This is a genomic window from Streptomyces gardneri, assembly GCF_006539185.1.
GTDB classification, from domain to species: domain Bacteria; phylum Actinomycetota; class Actinomycetes; order Streptomycetales; family Streptomycetaceae; genus Streptomyces; species Streptomyces gardneri.
Window position 1 is genome coordinate 16,666 of sequence record NZ_BJMN01000061.1, and the last position, 16,406, is coordinate 33,071.

Sequence of the window (16,406 nt, forward strand, 5' to 3'; positions counted from 1 at the left end):
GTCAGGGCAGGTAGCCGGAGAGGACGAGGCCGTCGGGGAAGGCCAGGAAGGCCGCCCCGCCGGCCAGCAGGACGTCTCCGACGGCCTGGGGGTCGAAGTCGTCGGGCAGGTTCGGCCGGAAGTCCTTGACGTCGCTCGACGAGGTCGGCCCGTCCTGCGGATAGGAGAGGACCTCGTCCTTCGTCACGGTGAGGACGCGGTCACCCGCGAAGTACACCCGCGCCGGGTATGCGGACACGGCCGGCGGGGAGCTCCACCGCTCCCGGCCGCTCTCCAGGTCGTACGTGGCCACCCGCCCACCGCTGACCACCGCGACCAGACCGTCCGCGTTCACGGCGGGACCGGCCGTCACCCCCGCACCGAAGGACCGCACGGCCCGCAGGGTCGTCCTGTCCAGCACGGTCACGCCGCTCCGGGTGTCCAGGCAGAGCAGACTCCCGCTCTTCTCGTGCACGGTGAACCGCTGGCAGCCCTCCGGCCCGCGCGCCGTCACCTTGCCGGTCGCCGCGTCCAGCGCGACCGGCACGATCCCGAGCGGCACGTACACCCGCCCGTTCGCCGCCACCGGCTGCTCAGGCAGGGCGTCCAGCGGGCTCCGCCACAGCTCGCGGCCCACCTGCTTCCCCTCGCCGCCGAGCCGCACCGCCGTCACCAGCCCGGCCTGCTTCTCCTCCCGCAGGTTGATGTAGGTCGTGTAGAGCACGCCGTCCGTGAAATCGCTCCCCTTCACGGCCCAGTCGGCCGGGGGCCCGGCGACCGTCCCTTGCTTCCTGCCGTCCTGGAGGCCGTACGCGACCACTCCCTCGCCCCCGGCCAGGTACACCCGGTCGCCGACGATCGCCGGGTACTGGGCGGTCGCCCGCAGCCCGTCCCTGTTCGTGCGGGCCGGCAGCCGCCACAGCACGTGCCCGTCCGCCGCGTTCAGCCCCACCAGCGCGCCGCCCGCACCCGTGCAGACCAGCACCTTCGGGGAGAGGGAGCAGGCGCCGTCGGTCGCCTCGGTCCGCGCGGTCCAGGGCGACCAGCCCGCCGGCCGGTGCGAGCGGCTCGTCGCCGCCTTGCCGAAGTCGTTGGTGTGCCCCGTGCCGCCGTACGGCAGGACGACCTGGCTCAGGGTCTGCGGCGCCGGATTCCCGGAGGCGCTCGGGGCGGCCGACCTGCTCGCGCTCGGCCCCGCGGCCTCTCCCGTCCCTCCCGGCCCGGTCGTCTGCCGCGTCAGCACTACGCCCACCGCCGCGAGGACCGCCACCGCCACCACGCCCGCGACCACCGCGCCGCGCGTGCGGCGCCTCCGCTCCGCCGGCGCCGGAGCCTCCGGGGTCACCGGCCGGTTCGGCACGGCGGTGGGGGAGTACGGCACGACGGGGCCGAGCGTCGGCAGGTCGGCGACGCCCGCCCCCGAGGCCGCTGCCTCCCCGATGTTCCGCGCGGCCTCCCCGTACTCGGCGAGCAGCGACAGCACCCCGCCGGGCCAGGGGAACACCTCGGGCACGCCCCCGCCCCCGAGCAGGGCGACCAGCTCCTCCGCCGACGGCCGCTCCGCCGGATCGAGCAGCAGGCAGCGCTCCACGATCGGCCGCAACTCCTCCGGAACCCCGGACAGTTCGGCTTCCGCGCGGCTGATCCGATAGATCACGGCGGCCATCTCGTCGTCGTGGAACGGCCCTTGGCCGCTCGCGGCGAACGCGAGCACGGCACCGAGGCAGAAGACGTCCGACGCGGGCACGACGGCCCGGCTCCCCACGAGGTGCTCCGGAGACATGAACCCGGGGGAGCCCACGACGAGCCCGGTCGAGGTCAGCGCCGTCGCCTCGAAGGCCTGGGCGATGCCGAAGTCGATCAGCTTCGGACCGGCCGCGCCGAGCAGCACGTTCGCGGGCTTGAGGTCCCGGTGCAGGACCTCCACCCGGTGCACCTCCGCCAGGGCCGTGGCGAGCGCGACCCCGAGCGCCCGTACGGCCGCGACGGGCAGCGCCCCGGACCGTACGACGGCCTCGGCGAGCGAGGGACCCGGCACGTACTCCGTCGCGAGCCACGGCGAGGGCGCGTCGGCGTCGGCGTCCACGAGGCGCGCCACCCCCGGCCCGTCCACGGTCCGCGCCGCCGCGATCTCCCGCCGGAACCGGGTCCGGAAGTCCCCGTCGACCTCCAGGTCCTCGCGCACGGTCTTCACGGCGACCATCCGGTACGGATCGGCCGTCGGCGCGTCGGTCCGGCAGGCGAGATGCACCTCGCCCATGCCGCCCGCGCCGATCCGGGCGAGCAGCCGGTAGGGGCCGACGAGGCGCGGGGGCGCGCCGGACGGGAGTGCCTTCAACACCGAACAGGTCCTCTCAGAGCGTTACTCGGGCAGTTCGACGGAGGCCACGGCCCCCTTGTCGTAGACGATGTACGCGATCCCGCCCACCGGCAGGACCTCCGGTGCCCGGACCTGCTTCGACACGACCTCGCCGAAGCCCGGGACCCGGTACTCCTCCGCGGCGCGCGCCCCCGGCGCCCCCGGCACCGGCGTGACCTTCAGCCCGGCGGGCTTCCCGTCGGCCCCGAGCCGCACGGTGTAGAGCGAGGAGAAGTCGGCGTACACGACCTGGTCGCCGGCGAGCAGCGGCGAGGACACGGCCTGGTCGAGTCCGGCGGGCGCGGCCTTCACCGGGTGGGAGACCAGGGTCCTGCCGGTGCGCGGGTCGAGGACGGCCACCTCCTTGCCGGAGGCGGTGACGACGGCGGTCGGGCCGACGGCGGCGGGAGCGACCGAGGTGAGCGGCGAGGGCGCCGAGGCCCTGGCGGCGAGCGTGCGGGCGTCCAGCGCGTGGAGCTGCACCTTCGCGTTCCGCGTGCGGTCGTAGCTCGTGCAGTACCCGGACCCGCCGAGGACCTTGATGTCGAGGCACTCCCTGGCGGCCGGGTCGGCCTCGCCGAGCAGCGTGCCCGTCTTCCCGTCGTACGCGACGAGACCGCCCTGGCTCAGGGCGTAGACGATCCCCTTCGCGTAGGCCACCGGTTCGTACGCGCGCCGCTCGGCGTTCGAGATCACGCTGTTGGTGAGCCCCTTGGTCCACAGCTCCTTGCCGTCGGCGAGCGAGTAGGCGGTGAGGGCTACCTGATCCGAACTGAAGTCGTCGGCCACCTCCGTGGCGGCGAAGACGACTCCGTCGCCCACCAGCGGCCGCGTGTCCCACATGTACTGCGGGCCGAGGGCCGGCTTCTCCCAGCGCACCGCGCCCGTCCGGGCATCCCGCACCTGGAGCTTCCGTCCGGTGACGAGCACCACGTTCCCGTGGTGGACGGTGGGCCGGGTGCTGTCCCGGGCCACGAAGTACACGACGCGCTCGCTCATGTACGACTCCGGGGGAGTCTCCGAGTCGACCTTCGCCCCCCACAGCCGTTTGCCGCTCGCCGGGTCGAGCGCCTCGTACCGCCCGTCCGTCATCCGGCACACCAGCGCCTTCTCCCCGGCGGAGCAGCCGTGCGCGGGCGCGCTCAGCTTCGCCTGCCAGGGTTTCCAGCCCGCGGGGCGCTGGGACGCGTTCTGCGGGACCACGCCCGAGGCGTCAGCCAGGCCCCGGTCGTCCACGCCTGCGATGCGTGGCGCGGCGGGAGGCGCGGCCTGCGGAGGGGCCTTCGGCTCCTTCGCCTCGCTCTCCGGCCACAGCAGGTACGTGCCGAGGCCCCCGGCCGCGACCACGAGCGCGAGAGCGGCGGCGAGGATCCGTCCCCGCCGCCTCCGCGGCGCGGGCGCGGCGGGCGCGGACACCGGCCCCAGCGTCGGTACGGAGTGCAGCCCGGGCACGGCGGGCGTGACGACGGGGCCCGTGACGGGCGCGACCTCCAGGAGCGGCCCGCCCGAGGCGACGAGCTGGGCGAGCTCCGTCCCGTACTCGCCGATGTGGTCCCGTACGCCCTCCGGCCAGGGGAAGCGCCTCCCGGCGTCCGCGCCGAGCAGCTCCGCGAGCCGCTCCGGCGTGGGCCGGTCCGCGGGATCGAGGGAGAGGCAGGCGGAGACGAGCTCGCGCAGTTCCTCCGGCACCCGCTCCAGGTCGGCCTCGGCCTGCGAGACCCGGTACAGGACGGCGGCGAGCGGCCCGTCGCCGAAGGGGTCCTCGCCGGTCGCCGCGTAGCAGAGCAGCGAGCCGAGGCAGAAGACGTCGGAGGCGGCCGTCACGCGCCGGGCGCCCGCCACGTGCTCGGGAGACATGAAGGCGGGCGTGCCGACCATCACCCCCGTCGCGGTCATGGTGGTGGCGGTGTTGCTGCGGGCGATGCCGAAGTCGATGAGCCGGGGGCCGTCGACGGAGAGCATGACGTTGCCGGGCTTGAGGTCCCGGTGCAGGACCCCGGCCGCGTGCAGGTCGGCGAGGGCGAGGGCGACCCCGGCGCCGACGGCGCGCACGGTGGCGACGGGCAGCGCGCCGCCGCGCCGCACGGCCTGGGAGAGGCTGGGGCCTGGGACGTACGCGGTGGCCAGCCAGGGCACCTCGGCGTCGGCGTCGCCGCCGACGGGCGCGGCGGCGTGCGGACTGGAGACGAGCCCCGCGACCCGGATCTCGCGCCGGAAGCGGTCCCGGAAGGCGGGGTCGCCGGCGACATCGCGCCGGACCGTCTTCACGGCGACGAAGATCCCGTCCTGCGAGGTGTCCCGGGCGAGGAAGACCTCGCCCATCCCGCCGGCGCCGAGCCGGGCGAGCACCTCGTACGGTCCGGTCTGCCGTGGCGTGCCCTCACGCAGCGGTCCCAGCACTTCGCCCATCCCCCTTGTGACGCGACGTCAGGCCGCATCATTACATGTGCATGCAAGGCAAAGGGCCGGCCCCCCGAGGGGGCCGGCCCAGCATGCTCAGGACGGGGACGCCGAAGTTCAGCCGGTGTACGGCTTGGCGCTGAGGATCTTCACCGTGGCCTTCTTGCCGTTCGGCAGCTCGTACTCGGCGTCGTCACCGGCCTTCTTGCCGTTGACACCGACGCCGAGCGGCGACTGCGGCGAGTAGGTCTCGATGTCGTCGCCCGCGTACTCGCGGGAGGCGAGCAGGAAGGTCATCGTGTCGTCCTCGTCGCCGTCGAAGGCGATCGTGACGACCATGCCGGGCTCGACGACACCGTCGTCCGCCGGGGCCTCGCCGACCTTGGCGTGCTCGAGCAGCTGGGTGAGCTGGCGGATCCGGAGCTCCTGCTTGCCCTGCTCCTCCTTCGCCGCGTGGTACCCGCCGTTCTCGCGCAGGTCGCCTTCCTCGCGCGCCGCGGCGATCTTCACGGTGATCTCGGTACGCGCGGGACCAGACAGGTACTCAAGCTCTCCCTTGAGCTTGTTGTACGCCTCCTGGGTGAGCCAGGTGACGTTGTCGCTGGTCTGGGTCACAGGTGCTCCTCGTAGGTACTGGGAATACAAAGCATCGCCCAACACGGGCAGCGGGTGCTTCCCGGGCGGGCGAAACCACGAGCCTAACAATGAGTGGCGAAAAGCGGGAGGACATAAACCATCAAGATGGCGTCACCCCAGGTCACGGTCGTGACCCGCCGGGACTCGTCACCCGGTCCCTACCCACCGCTACCTGGCCGTACACCCCACGAGCTCGGCACTCGTCGCGAGCGCGGTCGTACGGAGTGTGAAGACGTCGTCGACACGGCCGGCGGGGTTGTCGATCCGCACATCCTTGCGAGCGACCTCGGTGCCGTCCTCGGCCCGCGACCGCAGCGTGCAGACGCCCTCGACGCCCTCGTCCTTGCGGATCTCCAGGTGCACCTGCACCTCGGTGGGGCTCACCACGTCGAACTTGATCATCTCGGCGCTGATCTTGTTGTCGACGACGTAGTGCCAGCCGAACCAACCCATCATGCCGAGGAAGAGGACGCCGAGCGCGGCGCCGGTCACCTTGAGCTTGCGGTCCGCCCGCTCGTCCGCGGAGCGCCCGTAGCGCCCTTCGGGCAGCTGCTCTCGCACCGCGCTCATGGTGGATCCTCTCGAAGCCGGGGGTGGCGGAATTTTCCCTCCCCCGATTCCGTCACTATAGAAGCCTGCCTCCGCGTCGAATCACTGAGGATCGAGTCTTGACTGACCAGCTGCGACTGATGGCCGTTCACGCCCACCCCGACGACGAGTCGAGCAAGGGTGCGGCCACGATGGCCAAGTACGTGTCCGAGGGGGTGGACGTCATCGTGGTGACGTGCACGGGCGGCGAGCGCGGCTCGGTCCTCAACCCCCAGCTCCAGGGTGACGCCTACATCGAGGCGAACATCCACGAGGTCCGCCGCAAGGAGATGGACGAGGCCCGCGAGATCCTCGGCGTCTCCCAGGAATGGCTGGGTTTCGTCGACTCGGGCCTTCCCGAGGGCGACCCGCTGCCCCCGCTCCCCGAGGGCTGCTTCGCCCTCCAGGACGTCGACACGGCGGCCGGTGAGCTGGTCCGCAAGATCCGCGCGTTCCGCCCGCAGGTCATCACGACCTACGACGAGAACGGCGGCTACCCGCACCCCGACCACATCATGACCCACAAGATCACGATGGTGGCCTTCGACGGCGCGACCGACTCCGTGAAGTACCCGGAGGCCGAGTTCGGCCCGGTCTGGCAGCCCCTGAAGCTCTACTACAACCAGGGCTTCAACCGCCCCCGCACGGTCGCCCTGCACGAGGCGCTGATCGCCCGCGGGATGGAGTCCCCGTACGGCGAGTGGCTGGAGCGCTGGAAGGAGTTCCAGCGTGCGGAGCGGACGCTGACCACCTTCGTGCCCTGCGCCGACTTCTTCGAGACCCGCGACAAGGCCCTGATCGCCCACCGCACCCAGATCGACCCCGACGGCGGCTGGTTCCGGGTCCCGATGGAGATCCAGAAGGAGGTCTGGCCGACGGAGGAGTACGAGCTCAGCAAGGCGCTCGTGCCGACCTCCCTCCCCGAGGAAGATCTCTTCGCGGGCATCCGCGACAATGCCTGACATGAGCGCACACCTGGCACTGACCCAGCTTGTCCCCTTCGCCGCCGAAGAGCTGGACAAGAACAAGGTGACCCCCGGCGTCCTCGGCTTCGTCGTCTTCGCGGTCCTGGCCCTCGCGGTCTGGTTCCTGATGAAGTCGATGAACCGCCACATGGGCAAGGTCGACTTCGAGGAGGCCCCGGAGGCCGCCGCGGACACCCCGGCGACCTCGGCCGCCGCCCCCGGCAAGTAGCGACGACGCCTCCCTGTCCCGCACCCCTGGCGGTACGGGACGGGGAGGCGTCCGTACGCCCGCCCCCGACAGAAGGTGCACGGATGCATACCGACGGGACCCGGAGCGGGGCGGCCGCCTTAGCCGTCGGGGCGCGCGCGACGCACCAGGTCGCGACCGTCCCGGTCGTTCCGGAGCGGCGGTGAGCGCCGTGCCCGTGATCGCGGCGGAGGGCGCCACGGTCGTCCTGGACGGGACCACGCTCCTCGCGCCGACGACGTTCGCGGTGATGCCGGGCGAGTTCCGGTGCCTCACGGGAAGCAACGGCTCGGGGAAGACGACCCTCCTGCGGGCCTTCCTGGGAAGCCGGCGACCGACGGCAGGCGCCGTCCTCCTGCGGGGCGAGGCCGTCGACATGGCCAGGCCCCGGCACCGGCGGCTCGTGGCCTCGCTGGTCGAACCGGTACCCGTCGCACGTGACATGACCCTGCGCGAGCAGGTGACCCTGGTCGCCGCCTCCTGGCACGGCAACACCACGACGACCGCCGTGCGCGCCGAAGAGATCATCGGGCGACTGGGTCTCACCGCACTGGGCGAGCGGTTCCCCTCCCAGCTCTCCTCCGGCCAGCTCCAGCTCTTCCACCTCGCGCTGACCCTGGTCCGCCCCGCCGACGTCGTCCTCCTCGACGAACCCGAGCGGCATCTCGACGCGGACCGCGTCGACCTCGTCGCCGACCTGCTCGCCGAGCGCGCGGGACAGGGGACGTCGTTCCTGGTCGCCACCCACGAGGCCGCCGTCGTGGCGGCCTGCGACGGCGTCGTGGAGCTGGGATGACGACGGACGCCGTCACCGAGGTCGAGGCCGACCCCAGGGCCCGCGTCCACGCCGTACGCCATCGGTACGCCCACCGCGGCGGCGGCGCCACGGTGCAGGACCTGGCGTACACCGTCTATCTCACCGTCGTCCTCGGCGCCGTCTACGTGGCGCCCGTCGTCCACCTGGTGCGCACCACCCGGGCGCTCCTCTCCCTGGAGTCCGCGGCGGCGGCGACGCCCGTGGCCTGCCTGGTCGCGGCGACGGCGGTCTGGGGCGCCCAGCTCGCCGGCCGGTTCTGGGGCCCTCTGGTGCTCAAGCCGTTCCTGCTGCACGTGTTCATGAACACCGACCTGCCCCCCGCTTCCTACCTCGGCGCGATCGTCCGCCGCCGGCTGGTGTACGCGGGACTCGGCACGCTCCTCGTGGTGGGCACGGCGGCCTTCCTCGCCACCGACCTGTTCGACCACCCGGGGAGCGGGCTCGCACCGCAGGCCGTGGCCGTGACGGTGGGCATCGGCGCCGTCGCCCCCGTCGCGTGGCTGTGGGGTCAGGTCCGGACGGTACGCGAGAACGCCCTGCTCGCCGCCGCCGTGGCCGCCGCGGCGACCGCCGTGGCGCTGCTCGGCCGGTCCGACCTCCCGGCCGGGGGCGGCCTCCGGCTCCTCACCGGCGTGCTGGCGGTCGGGGCGGCGCTGCTCGGCCGGTCCGCCTTCCGGTCCGTCCCTACGGTCGACCTCGCCCGGCTCGCACGTGAATCGGCGCGTGCCGCCGAGGCCCAGACCTTCGCCTTCACCGGCACGCTCCACCACGCGCTCGACCTCTACCGCCCGGAACCGCGCGGGCTCACCACCGCCCTGACGCGTCCGGACGGGCGTCTGCGCGGCCACCTCGCCCAGGGAGCGGTCCGCGCGCTGCGCACGCGGGGGCGCGCGACCGCGGCCGCCGTGTTCCTGCCGGCCGGCGGCGCCTTGCTGACCCTCGGCGTTGCCGAGCCGGACGCCGGATGGGCGACGCCGGCCTGGGTGGCCGGCGCGGCCGGCGTCTACTGGGGGTCCGGCTGGGTCGGCGAGACCTGGCGCGGCCTGCGCGACGAACTGACCCGGGCCCCGCTGTTCGGCGGGCGGTGGGGCGGGACGCCCGCCCGCACCCTGGCCTGGCCGGTCGTCGCGGTGACGGTCACGGTGGGCCTCGCGAGCGGCGCCACGGCCCTGACCCGATGGCCGCTCCAGGACGGCGGACCGGCCGGCGTGACGCTGCTCGTCACGGGGTCGGTGGCGCTCGTGCTCGGCGCCAGGTTCCTGCGCGAGATGAAGACGAACCTGCCGATCGGGCTGCTGCTCCCGATCGTCACGTCGCTGGGCGACCTCTCCGGGGTCCGGATCTTCGTGTGGCAGTTCGACGGACTCTTCGTCGTCCTGTTCGGCGTCCTCGTGATGAACGAGCTGCCGACCGCACCCGGCGCGGCCCTGACCGCCCTGGGCATCGCCGCCTGCTGCGCCTGGGCGGGCCTACGCCGGACCGGGCGGGCCCTCCGCCCCCTGCTCACCCGCCTCTAGGCCCTGTCCGGCGGCCGACAGGGGAGGGATCCCGCACGAGTCCGCGGCAGCAGGGCAGGATGGGTCCCATGGCGAACCGACTGGCCCATGAGACCTCCCCGTACCTCCTGCAGCATGCCGACAACCCGGTCGACTGGTGGCCCTGGTCGGCCGAGGCCTTCGAGGAGGCCCGCCGCCGAAACGTCCCGGTGCTCCTGAGCGTCGGCTACAGCTCATGCCACTGGTGCCATGTGATGGCGTACGAGTCCTTCGAGGACGACGCCACGGCGGCCCTGGTCAACGACCACTTCGTCGCCGTCAAGGTCGACCGCGAGGAGCGCCCCGACGTCGACGCCGTCTACATGGAGGCCGTCCAGGCCGCCACCGGCCAGGGCGGCTGGCCCATGACGGTCTTCCTCACCCCGGACGCCGCCCCCTTCTACTTCGGCACGTACTTCCCGCCGGAGCCCCGGCACGGCATGCCCTCGTTCCCCGACGTCCTGGAAGGCGTCCGCGGCGCCTGGGCCGACCGGCGCGAGGAGGTCGGCGAGGTCGCCGACCGGATCGTCAAGGACCTCGCGGGCCGCTCCCTCGCCTACGGCGGCGACGGCGTCCCCGGCCAGGAGGAGCTCGCGCAGGCCCTCCTCGGCCTCGTCCGCGAGTACGACGCCACCCGCGGCGGCTTCGGCGGCGCCCCCAAGTTCCCGCCGTCGATGGTCCTGGAGTTCCTGCTCCGCCACCACGCCCGTACGGGCTCCGAGGGCGCCCTCCAGATGGCCGCCGACACCTGCGAGGCCATGGCCCGCGGCGGCATCTACGACCAGCTCGGCGGCGGCTTCGCCCGCTACGCCGTCGACCGGGCGTGGGTTGTGCCCCATTTCGAGAAGATGCTCTACGACAACGCCCTCTTGTGCCGGGTGTACGCGCACCTCTGGCGGGCCACCGGCAGCGACCTGGCCCGCCGGGTCGCCCTGGAGACCGCCGACTTCATGGTCCGCGAGCTCCGCACCCCCGAGGGCGGCTTCGCCTCAGCCCTCGACGCCGACTCCGACGACGGCACGGGCAAGCACGTCGAGGGCGCCTACTACGCCTGGACCCCCGAACAGCTCACCGCCGTCCTCGGCGAGGAGGACGCCGCCCTCGCCGCCGCGTACTACGGCGTGACCGAGGACGGCACCTTCGAGCACGGCAGCTCCGTCCTCCAGCTCCCGCAGGGCAGCGGAGTGGCCGATGCCGACCGGATCGCCTCCATCGCCGCCCGGCTCCTCGCCGCCCGCGAGGAGCGCGAGCGCCCCGGCCGTGACGACAAGGTCGTCGCCGCCTGGAACGGCCTCGCCATCGCCGCCCTCGCCGAGACCGGTGCGCTCCTCGACCGCCCCGACCTGATCGAGCGCGCCACCGAGGCCGCCGACCTGCTGGTCCGCGTCCACATGGACGAGACCGCCCGGCTCACCCGCACCTCGAAGGACGGCCGGGCCGGCACCAACGACGGCGTCCTGGAGGACTACGCCGACGTCGCCGAGGGCTTCCTCGCCCTCGCCGCCGTCACCGGCGAGGGCGCCTGGCTCGACTTCGCCGGCTTCCTCCTGGACCTCGTCATCGACCGCTTCACCGGCGAGGGCGGCGCGCTGTACGACACCGCCCACGACGCGGAGACCCTCATCCGCCGCCCGCAGGACCCCACGGACAACGCCGCCCCCTCGGGGTGGACCGCCGCCGCCGGAGCGCTCCTCTCGTACGCGGCCCACACCGGCTCCGAGGCCCACCGCGCCGCCGCCGAAGGAGCCCTCGGCGTCGTCAAGGCCCTCGGCCCCCGCGCGCCCCGCTTCATCGGCTGGGGCCTGGCGGTCGCCGAGGCCCTCCTCGACGGACCCCGGGAGATCGCCGTCGTGGGCACCCCCGACGACGAGGCCTTCCAGGAACTGCGGCGTACCGCGCTCCGGGCCGCCGCCCCCGGCGCGGTGCTCGCGACCGGCGCCCCCGACAGCGAGGAGTTCCCGCTCCTGAAGGACCGGCCGCTGGTGGCCGGCCGGGCCGCCGCGTACGTCTGCCGTCACTTCGTGTGCGAGGCCCCCGTCACCGACCCGGCCGAGCTCGCCGCGAAGCTGTGAGCCCGGCGCCGTAACGGGGACGGCCCCGCCACCCCTCCGAGGAGGGGCGGCGGGGCCGCCGCACCGAGCGCCGTGGCTCAGCTGTTGCCGGCGCCGTTGCCGGACAGGACCGGGATGTCGCTGAGGATGTGCGACAGCGGCTCGTCACCCTTGGCCTGGGTGGAGTTCTCGGTGCACTGCTGGTTCTGCGGGGAGGACAGGACGTTGACGTCCTGGACCGCGATCGGGATGAGACCGATCAGCGAACCGGCGTTGACCTTGGCCGGGAGGCCGACACACGGCTTGTTCAGGGAACCCTGGACGAGCGCGAACTGCGGGCTCATGTTGCCGTAGGTGGCGGAGTTGCCGAACTCCTGGTGGGCACCGTTGCCGCTCAGCGAGGTGGTGCCACCGTCGTCGGCGATCGCGAGCGCCTGTCCGGCACCCGCCGCCGTCGCGCCGAGGACCGACGCGGCCACAGCAGCCGTAGCCAAGAGCTTCTTCATTAGTTCAGGCCTTTCGGATTCTGGCTCGCGCTGAGTGCCGAGCCGTGCTGATCAACTGGTCAGAAGTCCGGAGGTTCCGGTAAGTCCACCGGACGGCCTACGGGCAGATGAGCGACGACCCCTCGGCCGGGCGGTACGTCCCCACCGGGATCGTGCTGGGCGCGATCTCCTCCGCGGCCGGCAGCGGCAGGTCCTCACGCAGCCGCCCGAAGACCTCCGCCGCGCCCTCCGCGTCCCAGGCGAGCGTGGACCCGACACCCTCGATGTTCGGGTTGAAGCCCCGTACGGGCACCGTCGCGAACGTCATGCGGTCCGGGGGAAGTTCCCGCAGCCGGTCGGCGAGCGTCAGCAGCTCGTCCGGCGAGATCCCGCTCTCGGCCGCGGCCGTCCCGCGCAGCGTCGCGGCGAAGGCCATCAGCTGCTCCGGGTCGTCGAGGATCCCCTCGCGGAGCCGTTCCAGGGTGTTGACGACGAACTTCTGCTGCTTATGGATGCGGCCGAAGTCCATCTGCCCGTCCGCCTTCCGCGAGCGGACGTACTGGAGCGCCTCGCCGCCCGCGACGCGCTTGGTCCCCGGCTGGAGGTCGATACCGGTGGACGGGTCCTTGAGCGGCTCCGCCGTGCAGATGGCGACCCCGCCGTCGACACGGTCGACGGTGTCCATGAACCGCCGGAAGTCGATCTCCAGGTACCGGTGGACGGGGAGCCCGGTCATCGACTCGACGGTCTCCACCGCGAAGGAGGAACCGCCCTCCGCCCAGGCGCCGTTGATCTTCGCCTGATGGGCGGCGTGCACCTTCCCGGTCCGCCGGTCGCGGTGGTCGGCGGGGAAGGTGGTGAGCGAGTCGCGCGGCAGACTCACCACGTCGACCCGGTCGTTCGCCGCCGACACGTGCACCAGCATCATCACGTCGGTGCAGTCGCAGGCCTGCCCGCCGAGCCGGAAGCGCTCCTTCTCCTCCGCGGTGACGCCCTTGCGGGTGTCGAGGCCGACCACCAGGAGGTTCAGCCCCTGTTCCGGTTCGGGCAGATCGGTGGGGGACACGGCGAGGGCGCCGGGAACGAGGGCGGCCAGGGCGACGAGGGCCGCGGGGGCGAGCAGCAGACTCCGTGGCCCCTTCAGGCGCGGGAAATTCATGCCCGCACGCTATTTCGACCCCGCTCGTACAGAGGTGCCCGACGCGACATGGGCAAAGCGAATCACTCTCCTGCGGCGCCTGTGTAATGATGCGTGAATCGCAGCGGAGGGAGCGAAGATGGCGCCGGGTCCCGGGAAATGGGAACGGATGGCCTTCATTCCGAAGAGCCGATATGTGAGTGACCGACCGATCGTCGACCACACGCCATTCCCGGTCTATTCCGCACTGGTGACCCAGTGGGTGCAGGCGGGGCGCACGGTACCGGGAATGCCGGACCGGGAGTGGGAACGCATCATGGCCACGCCCGTCTGGCCGCGCCACTGAGGGGAACGCGAGCAGCGGGAAACGAAAGGGGCCGCCCTGGATGGGCGGCCCCTCACGCGTGAGCGGAACGTCAGTTGTTGCCGACGCCGTTGCCCGAGAGGATCGGGATGTCGTCCAGGATGTGCGACAGGGCCTCGTCACCCTTGGCCTGGGTGGAGTTCTCGGTGCACTGCTGGTTCTGCGGGGAGGACAGGACGTTGATGTCCTGGACCGCGATCGGGATGGCGCCGATGAGCGAACCGGCGTTGACCTTGGCCGGGAGGCCGATGCACGGCTTGTTCAGGGAGCCCTGGACGAGCGCGAACTGCGGGCTCATGTTGCCGTAGGTGGTGGAGTTTCCGTACTCCTGGTGGGCACCGTTGCCGCTCAGCGAGGTGGTGCCGCCGTCGTTGGCGATCGCGAGTGCCGGGGTCGCCATCGCGGCGGACACGCCGACGATGGAGGCGGCTGCGGCCGCGGTGGCCATAACCTTCTTGATCACGGGAGTTCCCTTCTAGAACCGGCTCCGTGCAGGGAGCGCCCTGATCAACTGGCCCCGGACGTTGGGGTTCCGCTGTGTCACTCCCTTGGCCGAGCGCACACGGCAGCGCGAAACGAGGTCCCAGTCGAACGAGTGAAGGGCCGGAACCAATGCCCCCTGCCGCAGTTGATCCCGTCGCATCAATCAGGTCGATTGGTGGGAACAGAAACGGAATCACCGTGATCAAGAAGATTATGGCGGCTGCGGCTGTGACGGCCTCTGTTGTCGGCGCTTCTGCCGCGATGGCCTCCCCGGCGCTCGCCATCGCCAACGACGGCGGCACCACCTCGCTCAGCGGCAACGGCGCCCACCAGTCGTTCGGCAACTCCAAGACCGCCGGTGACATGAGCCCGCAGTTCTCGGCCGTCCAGGGCTCGCTCAACAAGCTGTGCCTCGGCGCCCCGGTCAAGGGCAACGTCGGCTCGGTTCTCGGCATCCTCGTCCCGGTCGCGGTCCAGGACATCAACGTCCTGTCCTCCCCGCAGAACCAGCAGTGCGCGGAGAACTCCACCCAGGCCAAGGGTGACGAGCCGCTGTCGCACATCCTGGAGGACATCCCGGTCCTCTCCGGGAACGGTGCCTACAACGGCTGATCCGCACCGCGCACGACAGGGCCGGAGGGAACGTCCACGTTCCCTCCGGCCCTGTTCTGTGCGCGCAATGGAGTGAAAGAACGAAAGCCGCCGATATTGCGGTTTCCTTTCCGTGACATGTTCGTTGTCTTCCGTGAAATGTCTTCCGTCACAGAAAGGATCCAGACGCAATGAACTGCAAGAAGGCCGCGGCTGTCGTCGCCGGAATCATCATGGCCATGGGTGCGGCGTCGCCCGCCATCGCGGACGCCGGCGCGGGCGCGGTGGCCGCCGGCTCGCCGGGTGTCCTCTCGGGCAACGTCGTCCAGGTCCCGATCCACATCCCGATCAACATCTGCGGCAACAGCATCAACGTCATCGCCGCGCTGAACCCGGCCGTCGGCAACGTCTGCATCAACCGCTGACCCCACGGCGGCACGCAGGCACAGGGGCCGGCCCCGGAGAGCACCCGCTCCCCGGGGCCGGCCCTTCGCTACGCCCCGACGGTGGCCTTCGCACCCGTACGCGGCCGGCCGACCACACCGCCCCGCGCGCCCGACCGCAACCGCTGCCGGACCCCCTTCACCAGCCGGCCCGCCGTGTACTCGGCGCCGAACACGAACCGCATCGACGGCCCGTACGACGGGGCCGTGAGCAGCCCGGCGAGGAAGAGACCCGGCCACGAGGACTCGAAGAGGCCGCCGACCTCCGGGGCGCCGACCGCGCCGACCGTCCGCAGCGCCCCGCGCAGCACCGGGTCGAGCATCCCCGCCCGCTCCAGACTCGGGGTGAAACCGGTCGCGGCGACGACGTGGTCGGTCTCCAGGACCGTCGTCCCCCCGGGCCCGGCGATGTCGAGCCGGAGCCGCTCGTCCCCGGTGACCGTCGCCGAGGTGATCCGCTGCCCGAGCCGTACGTCCCCGACCGCCGCGAACCGCTCGCGCAGCCACCACGCGCCCGCCGGTCCGAGCGCCGAGTCGAAGATCCGCTCGCGGGTGGCGGCGGGCAGCCGCCGGAAGATCCCCGGGGTGTCCGCGTAGAGCTTGTTCCGCCAGCCGCAGCCGAGACCCGTGTGCGGGGCGCGCGCCGAGCGCCACGGCCCCCGGTCGAGGGCCGGGGGCAGGGTGTTCCACTTCAGCCGGTCCGCGCGGGCGACGATCCGGACGCTCGCGGCGCCCTGCTCGGTGAGGAGCGAGGCCGTCTCCAGGGCGGCCTGACCGGCGCCGACGACGGTCACGTCCCGCCCGGCGAAGCGGTCGAGCTCGCCGTGGTGGCTGGAGTGGGTGACGTACTGCCGGGAGATGCCGCGCAGCGGTCCGGGGACCTCCATGAAGGGCAGCACCCCGACGGCGAGGGCCACCGTCCGCGTACGGAGCGACTCGCCGTCCTCCGTGCGCAGCTCGAAGCCCTCGGCGGCGGGTGCGACCGAGGCGATCAGCCGCTCGTCGAGGGCGGGCACGGCCTGGCGGGCGAACCAGTCGCCGTACGAGGCGAAGAAGTCGACCGGGAGCGGTACGCCGTGCTCGGCGCGGACGCCCCGAGTGACGGCGTACGCGTCCAGTCCGTACGCCCCCTCCGGGTCGGAGAGGTGGGAGGCCCAGGGCTCCGACTTCAGGAACATGCCCGGGGGCATCGCGTGCCAGGACTCCATCGAGCGGCCGAAGGTCCGCAGCGTGAGCCCTTGGGCCGCCGCGTGCGCGGCCACGGACAGACCGTAGGGACCGGCCCCGACGACCACCAGGTCGTACATCGACTTCGACATCGTGCC

The 16,406-nt window shown here is 72.6% G+C and carries 16 protein-coding genes; 8 read left to right on the forward strand and 8 right to left on the reverse strand.

Going from position 1 to position 16,406, the window contains the following annotated elements:
• Position 1: 1 nt before the first annotated feature.
• The 4 genes from SGA01_RS35695 to SGA01_RS35710 form a co-directional block, all read right to left on the reverse strand.
• Complete coding sequence (locus tag SGA01_RS35695; RefSeq protein ID WP_141302078.1) at positions 2-2,320, reverse strand: serine/threonine-protein kinase; 2,319 nt, start codon at positions 2,318-2,320, stop codon at positions 2-4.
• Positions 2,321-2,341: 21 nt separating this feature from the next.
• On the reverse strand, positions 2,342-4,747 hold the full coding sequence (locus SGA01_RS35700) for a serine/threonine-protein kinase (RefSeq protein WP_141302080.1): 2,406 nt from the start codon (positions 4,745-4,747) through the stop codon (positions 2,342-2,344).
• Between the two features lie 108 nt (positions 4,748-4,855).
• On the reverse strand, positions 4,856-5,353 hold the full coding sequence (gene greA, locus SGA01_RS35705; protein ID WP_141302082.1) for a transcription elongation factor GreA: 498 nt from the start codon (positions 5,351-5,353) through the stop codon (positions 4,856-4,858).
• A 189-nt stretch (positions 5,354-5,542) separates the two neighbouring features.
• Complete coding sequence (locus SGA01_RS35710; RefSeq protein ID WP_141302084.1) at positions 5,543-5,944, reverse strand: DUF4307 domain-containing protein; 402 nt, start codon at positions 5,942-5,944, stop codon at positions 5,543-5,545.
• A 98-nt stretch (positions 5,945-6,042) separates the two neighbouring features.
• Here SGA01_RS35710 and mca point away from each other — a divergent pair, with 98 nt between their 5' ends.
• The 5 genes from mca (at position 6,043) to SGA01_RS35735 (ending at position 11,598) form a co-directional block, all read left to right on the forward strand.
• Complete coding sequence (gene mca / locus SGA01_RS35715; protein ID WP_141302086.1) at positions 6,043-6,924, forward strand: mycothiol conjugate amidase Mca; 882 nt, start codon at positions 6,043-6,045, stop codon at positions 6,922-6,924.
• On the forward strand, positions 6,917-7,156 hold the full coding sequence (locus SGA01_RS35720) for a hypothetical protein (protein WP_174867641.1): 240 nt from the start codon (positions 6,917-6,919) through the stop codon (positions 7,154-7,156). The genes mca and SGA01_RS35720 overlap by 8 nt, the downstream gene beginning before the upstream one ends.
• A gap of 181 nt (positions 7,157-7,337) precedes the next feature.
• Entirely contained in the window at positions 7,338-7,970 is a 633-nt protein-coding gene (locus SGA01_RS35725; protein ID WP_141302090.1) for an ABC transporter ATP-binding protein, read from the forward strand.
• Positions 7,967-9,508, forward strand: coding sequence for a hypothetical protein (locus SGA01_RS35730; protein WP_141302092.1), 1,542 nt, complete (start codon positions 7,967-7,969; stop codon positions 9,506-9,508). The genes SGA01_RS35725 and SGA01_RS35730 overlap by 4 nt, the downstream gene beginning before the upstream one ends.
• 68 nt (positions 9,509-9,576) lie before the next feature.
• Positions 9,577-11,598 (forward strand): thioredoxin domain-containing protein, encoded by a 2,022-nt coding sequence (locus tag SGA01_RS35735; protein WP_141302094.1) that lies wholly within the window; start codon positions 9,577-9,579, stop codon positions 11,596-11,598.
• Between the two features lie 77 nt (positions 11,599-11,675).
• Here the strand turns inward: SGA01_RS35735 and SGA01_RS35740 are convergent, their stop codons facing one another.
• Both SGA01_RS35740 and SGA01_RS35745 read right to left on the reverse strand, forming a co-directional pair.
• A complete protein-coding gene (locus tag SGA01_RS35740; protein ID WP_024757810.1) occupies positions 11,676-12,083 on the reverse strand; it encodes a rodlin in 408 nt (135 codons plus the stop codon).
• Positions 12,084-12,180: 97 nt separating this feature from the next.
• Positions 12,181-13,221: an LCP family protein gene (locus SGA01_RS35745; protein WP_141302096.1), complete on the reverse strand. Its 1,041-nt coding sequence runs from the start codon at positions 13,219-13,221 to the stop codon at positions 12,181-12,183.
• Positions 13,222-13,369: 148 nt separating this feature from the next.
• On the opposite strand from SGA01_RS35745, the gene SGA01_RS41280 reads away from it, so the two are divergent.
• A complete protein-coding gene (locus SGA01_RS41280) occupies positions 13,370-13,546 on the forward strand; it encodes a hypothetical protein (RefSeq protein WP_167534251.1) in 177 nt (58 codons plus the stop codon).
• Between the two features lie 70 nt (positions 13,547-13,616).
• Here the strand turns inward: SGA01_RS41280 and SGA01_RS35750 are convergent, their stop codons facing one another.
• Positions 13,617-14,027: a rodlin gene (locus tag SGA01_RS35750; protein ID WP_141302098.1), complete on the reverse strand. Its 411-nt coding sequence runs from the start codon at positions 14,025-14,027 to the stop codon at positions 13,617-13,619.
• Positions 14,028-14,245: 218 nt separating this feature from the next.
• Between SGA01_RS35750 and SGA01_RS35755 the strand changes: the two genes are divergently transcribed.
• The gene (locus SGA01_RS35755; RefSeq protein WP_141302100.1) at positions 14,246-14,659 is read left to right on the forward strand and encodes a rodlin; all 414 of its coding nucleotides are present in this window, start codon (positions 14,246-14,248) and stop codon (positions 14,657-14,659) included.
• A gap of 170 nt (positions 14,660-14,829) precedes the next feature.
• Positions 14,830-15,063 carry a chaplin gene (locus SGA01_RS35760; RefSeq protein ID WP_141302102.1) on the forward strand — a complete coding sequence of 78 codons (234 nt, stop codon included), beginning with the start codon at positions 14,830-14,832 and terminating at the stop codon, positions 15,061-15,063.
• Positions 15,064-15,131: 68 nt separating this feature from the next.
• Here SGA01_RS35760 and SGA01_RS35765 read toward each other — a convergent pair whose 3' ends face one another.
• Positions 15,132-16,388, reverse strand: coding sequence for a SidA/IucD/PvdA family monooxygenase (locus tag SGA01_RS35765; protein WP_141302124.1), 1,257 nt, complete (start codon positions 16,386-16,388; stop codon positions 15,132-15,134).
• Positions 16,389-16,406: the final 18 nt, after the last annotated feature.

Bases quoted from the DNA above. Each gene is read 5' to 3' on its own strand.
- SGA01_RS35730 (WP_141302092.1), top strand. From the start codon at position 7,967: ATGACGACGGACGCCGTCACCGAGGTCGAGGCCGACCCCAGGGCCCGC.
- SGA01_RS35760 (WP_141302102.1), top strand. From the start codon at position 14,830: ATGAACTGCAAGAAGGCCGCGGCTGTCGTCGCCGGAATCATCATGGCC.
- SGA01_RS35735 (WP_141302094.1), top strand. From the start codon at position 9,577: ATGGCGAACCGACTGGCCCATGAGACCTCCCCGTACCTCCTGCAGCAT.
- SGA01_RS35765 (WP_141302124.1), bottom strand. From the start codon at position 16,388: ATGTACGACCTGGTGGTCGTCGGGGCCGGTCCCTACGGTCTGTCCGTG.
- SGA01_RS35720 (WP_174867641.1), top strand. From the start codon at position 6,917: ATGCCTGACATGAGCGCACACCTGGCACTGACCCAGCTTGTCCCCTTC.
- SGA01_RS35710 (WP_141302084.1), bottom strand. From the start codon at position 5,944: ATGAGCGCGGTGCGAGAGCAGCTGCCCGAAGGGCGCTACGGGCGCTCC.
- SGA01_RS35745 (WP_141302096.1), bottom strand. From the start codon at position 13,221: ATGAATTTCCCGCGCCTGAAGGGGCCACGGAGTCTGCTGCTCGCCCCC.
- SGA01_RS35740 (WP_024757810.1), bottom strand. From the start codon at position 12,083: ATGAAGAAGCTCTTGGCTACGGCTGCTGTGGCCGCGTCGGTCCTCGGC.
- SGA01_RS35700 (WP_141302080.1), bottom strand. From the start codon at position 4,747: ATGGGCGAAGTGCTGGGACCGCTGCGTGAGGGCACGCCACGGCAGACC.
- SGA01_RS41280 (WP_167534251.1), top strand. From the start codon at position 13,370: ATGGCCTTCATTCCGAAGAGCCGATATGTGAGTGACCGACCGATCGTC.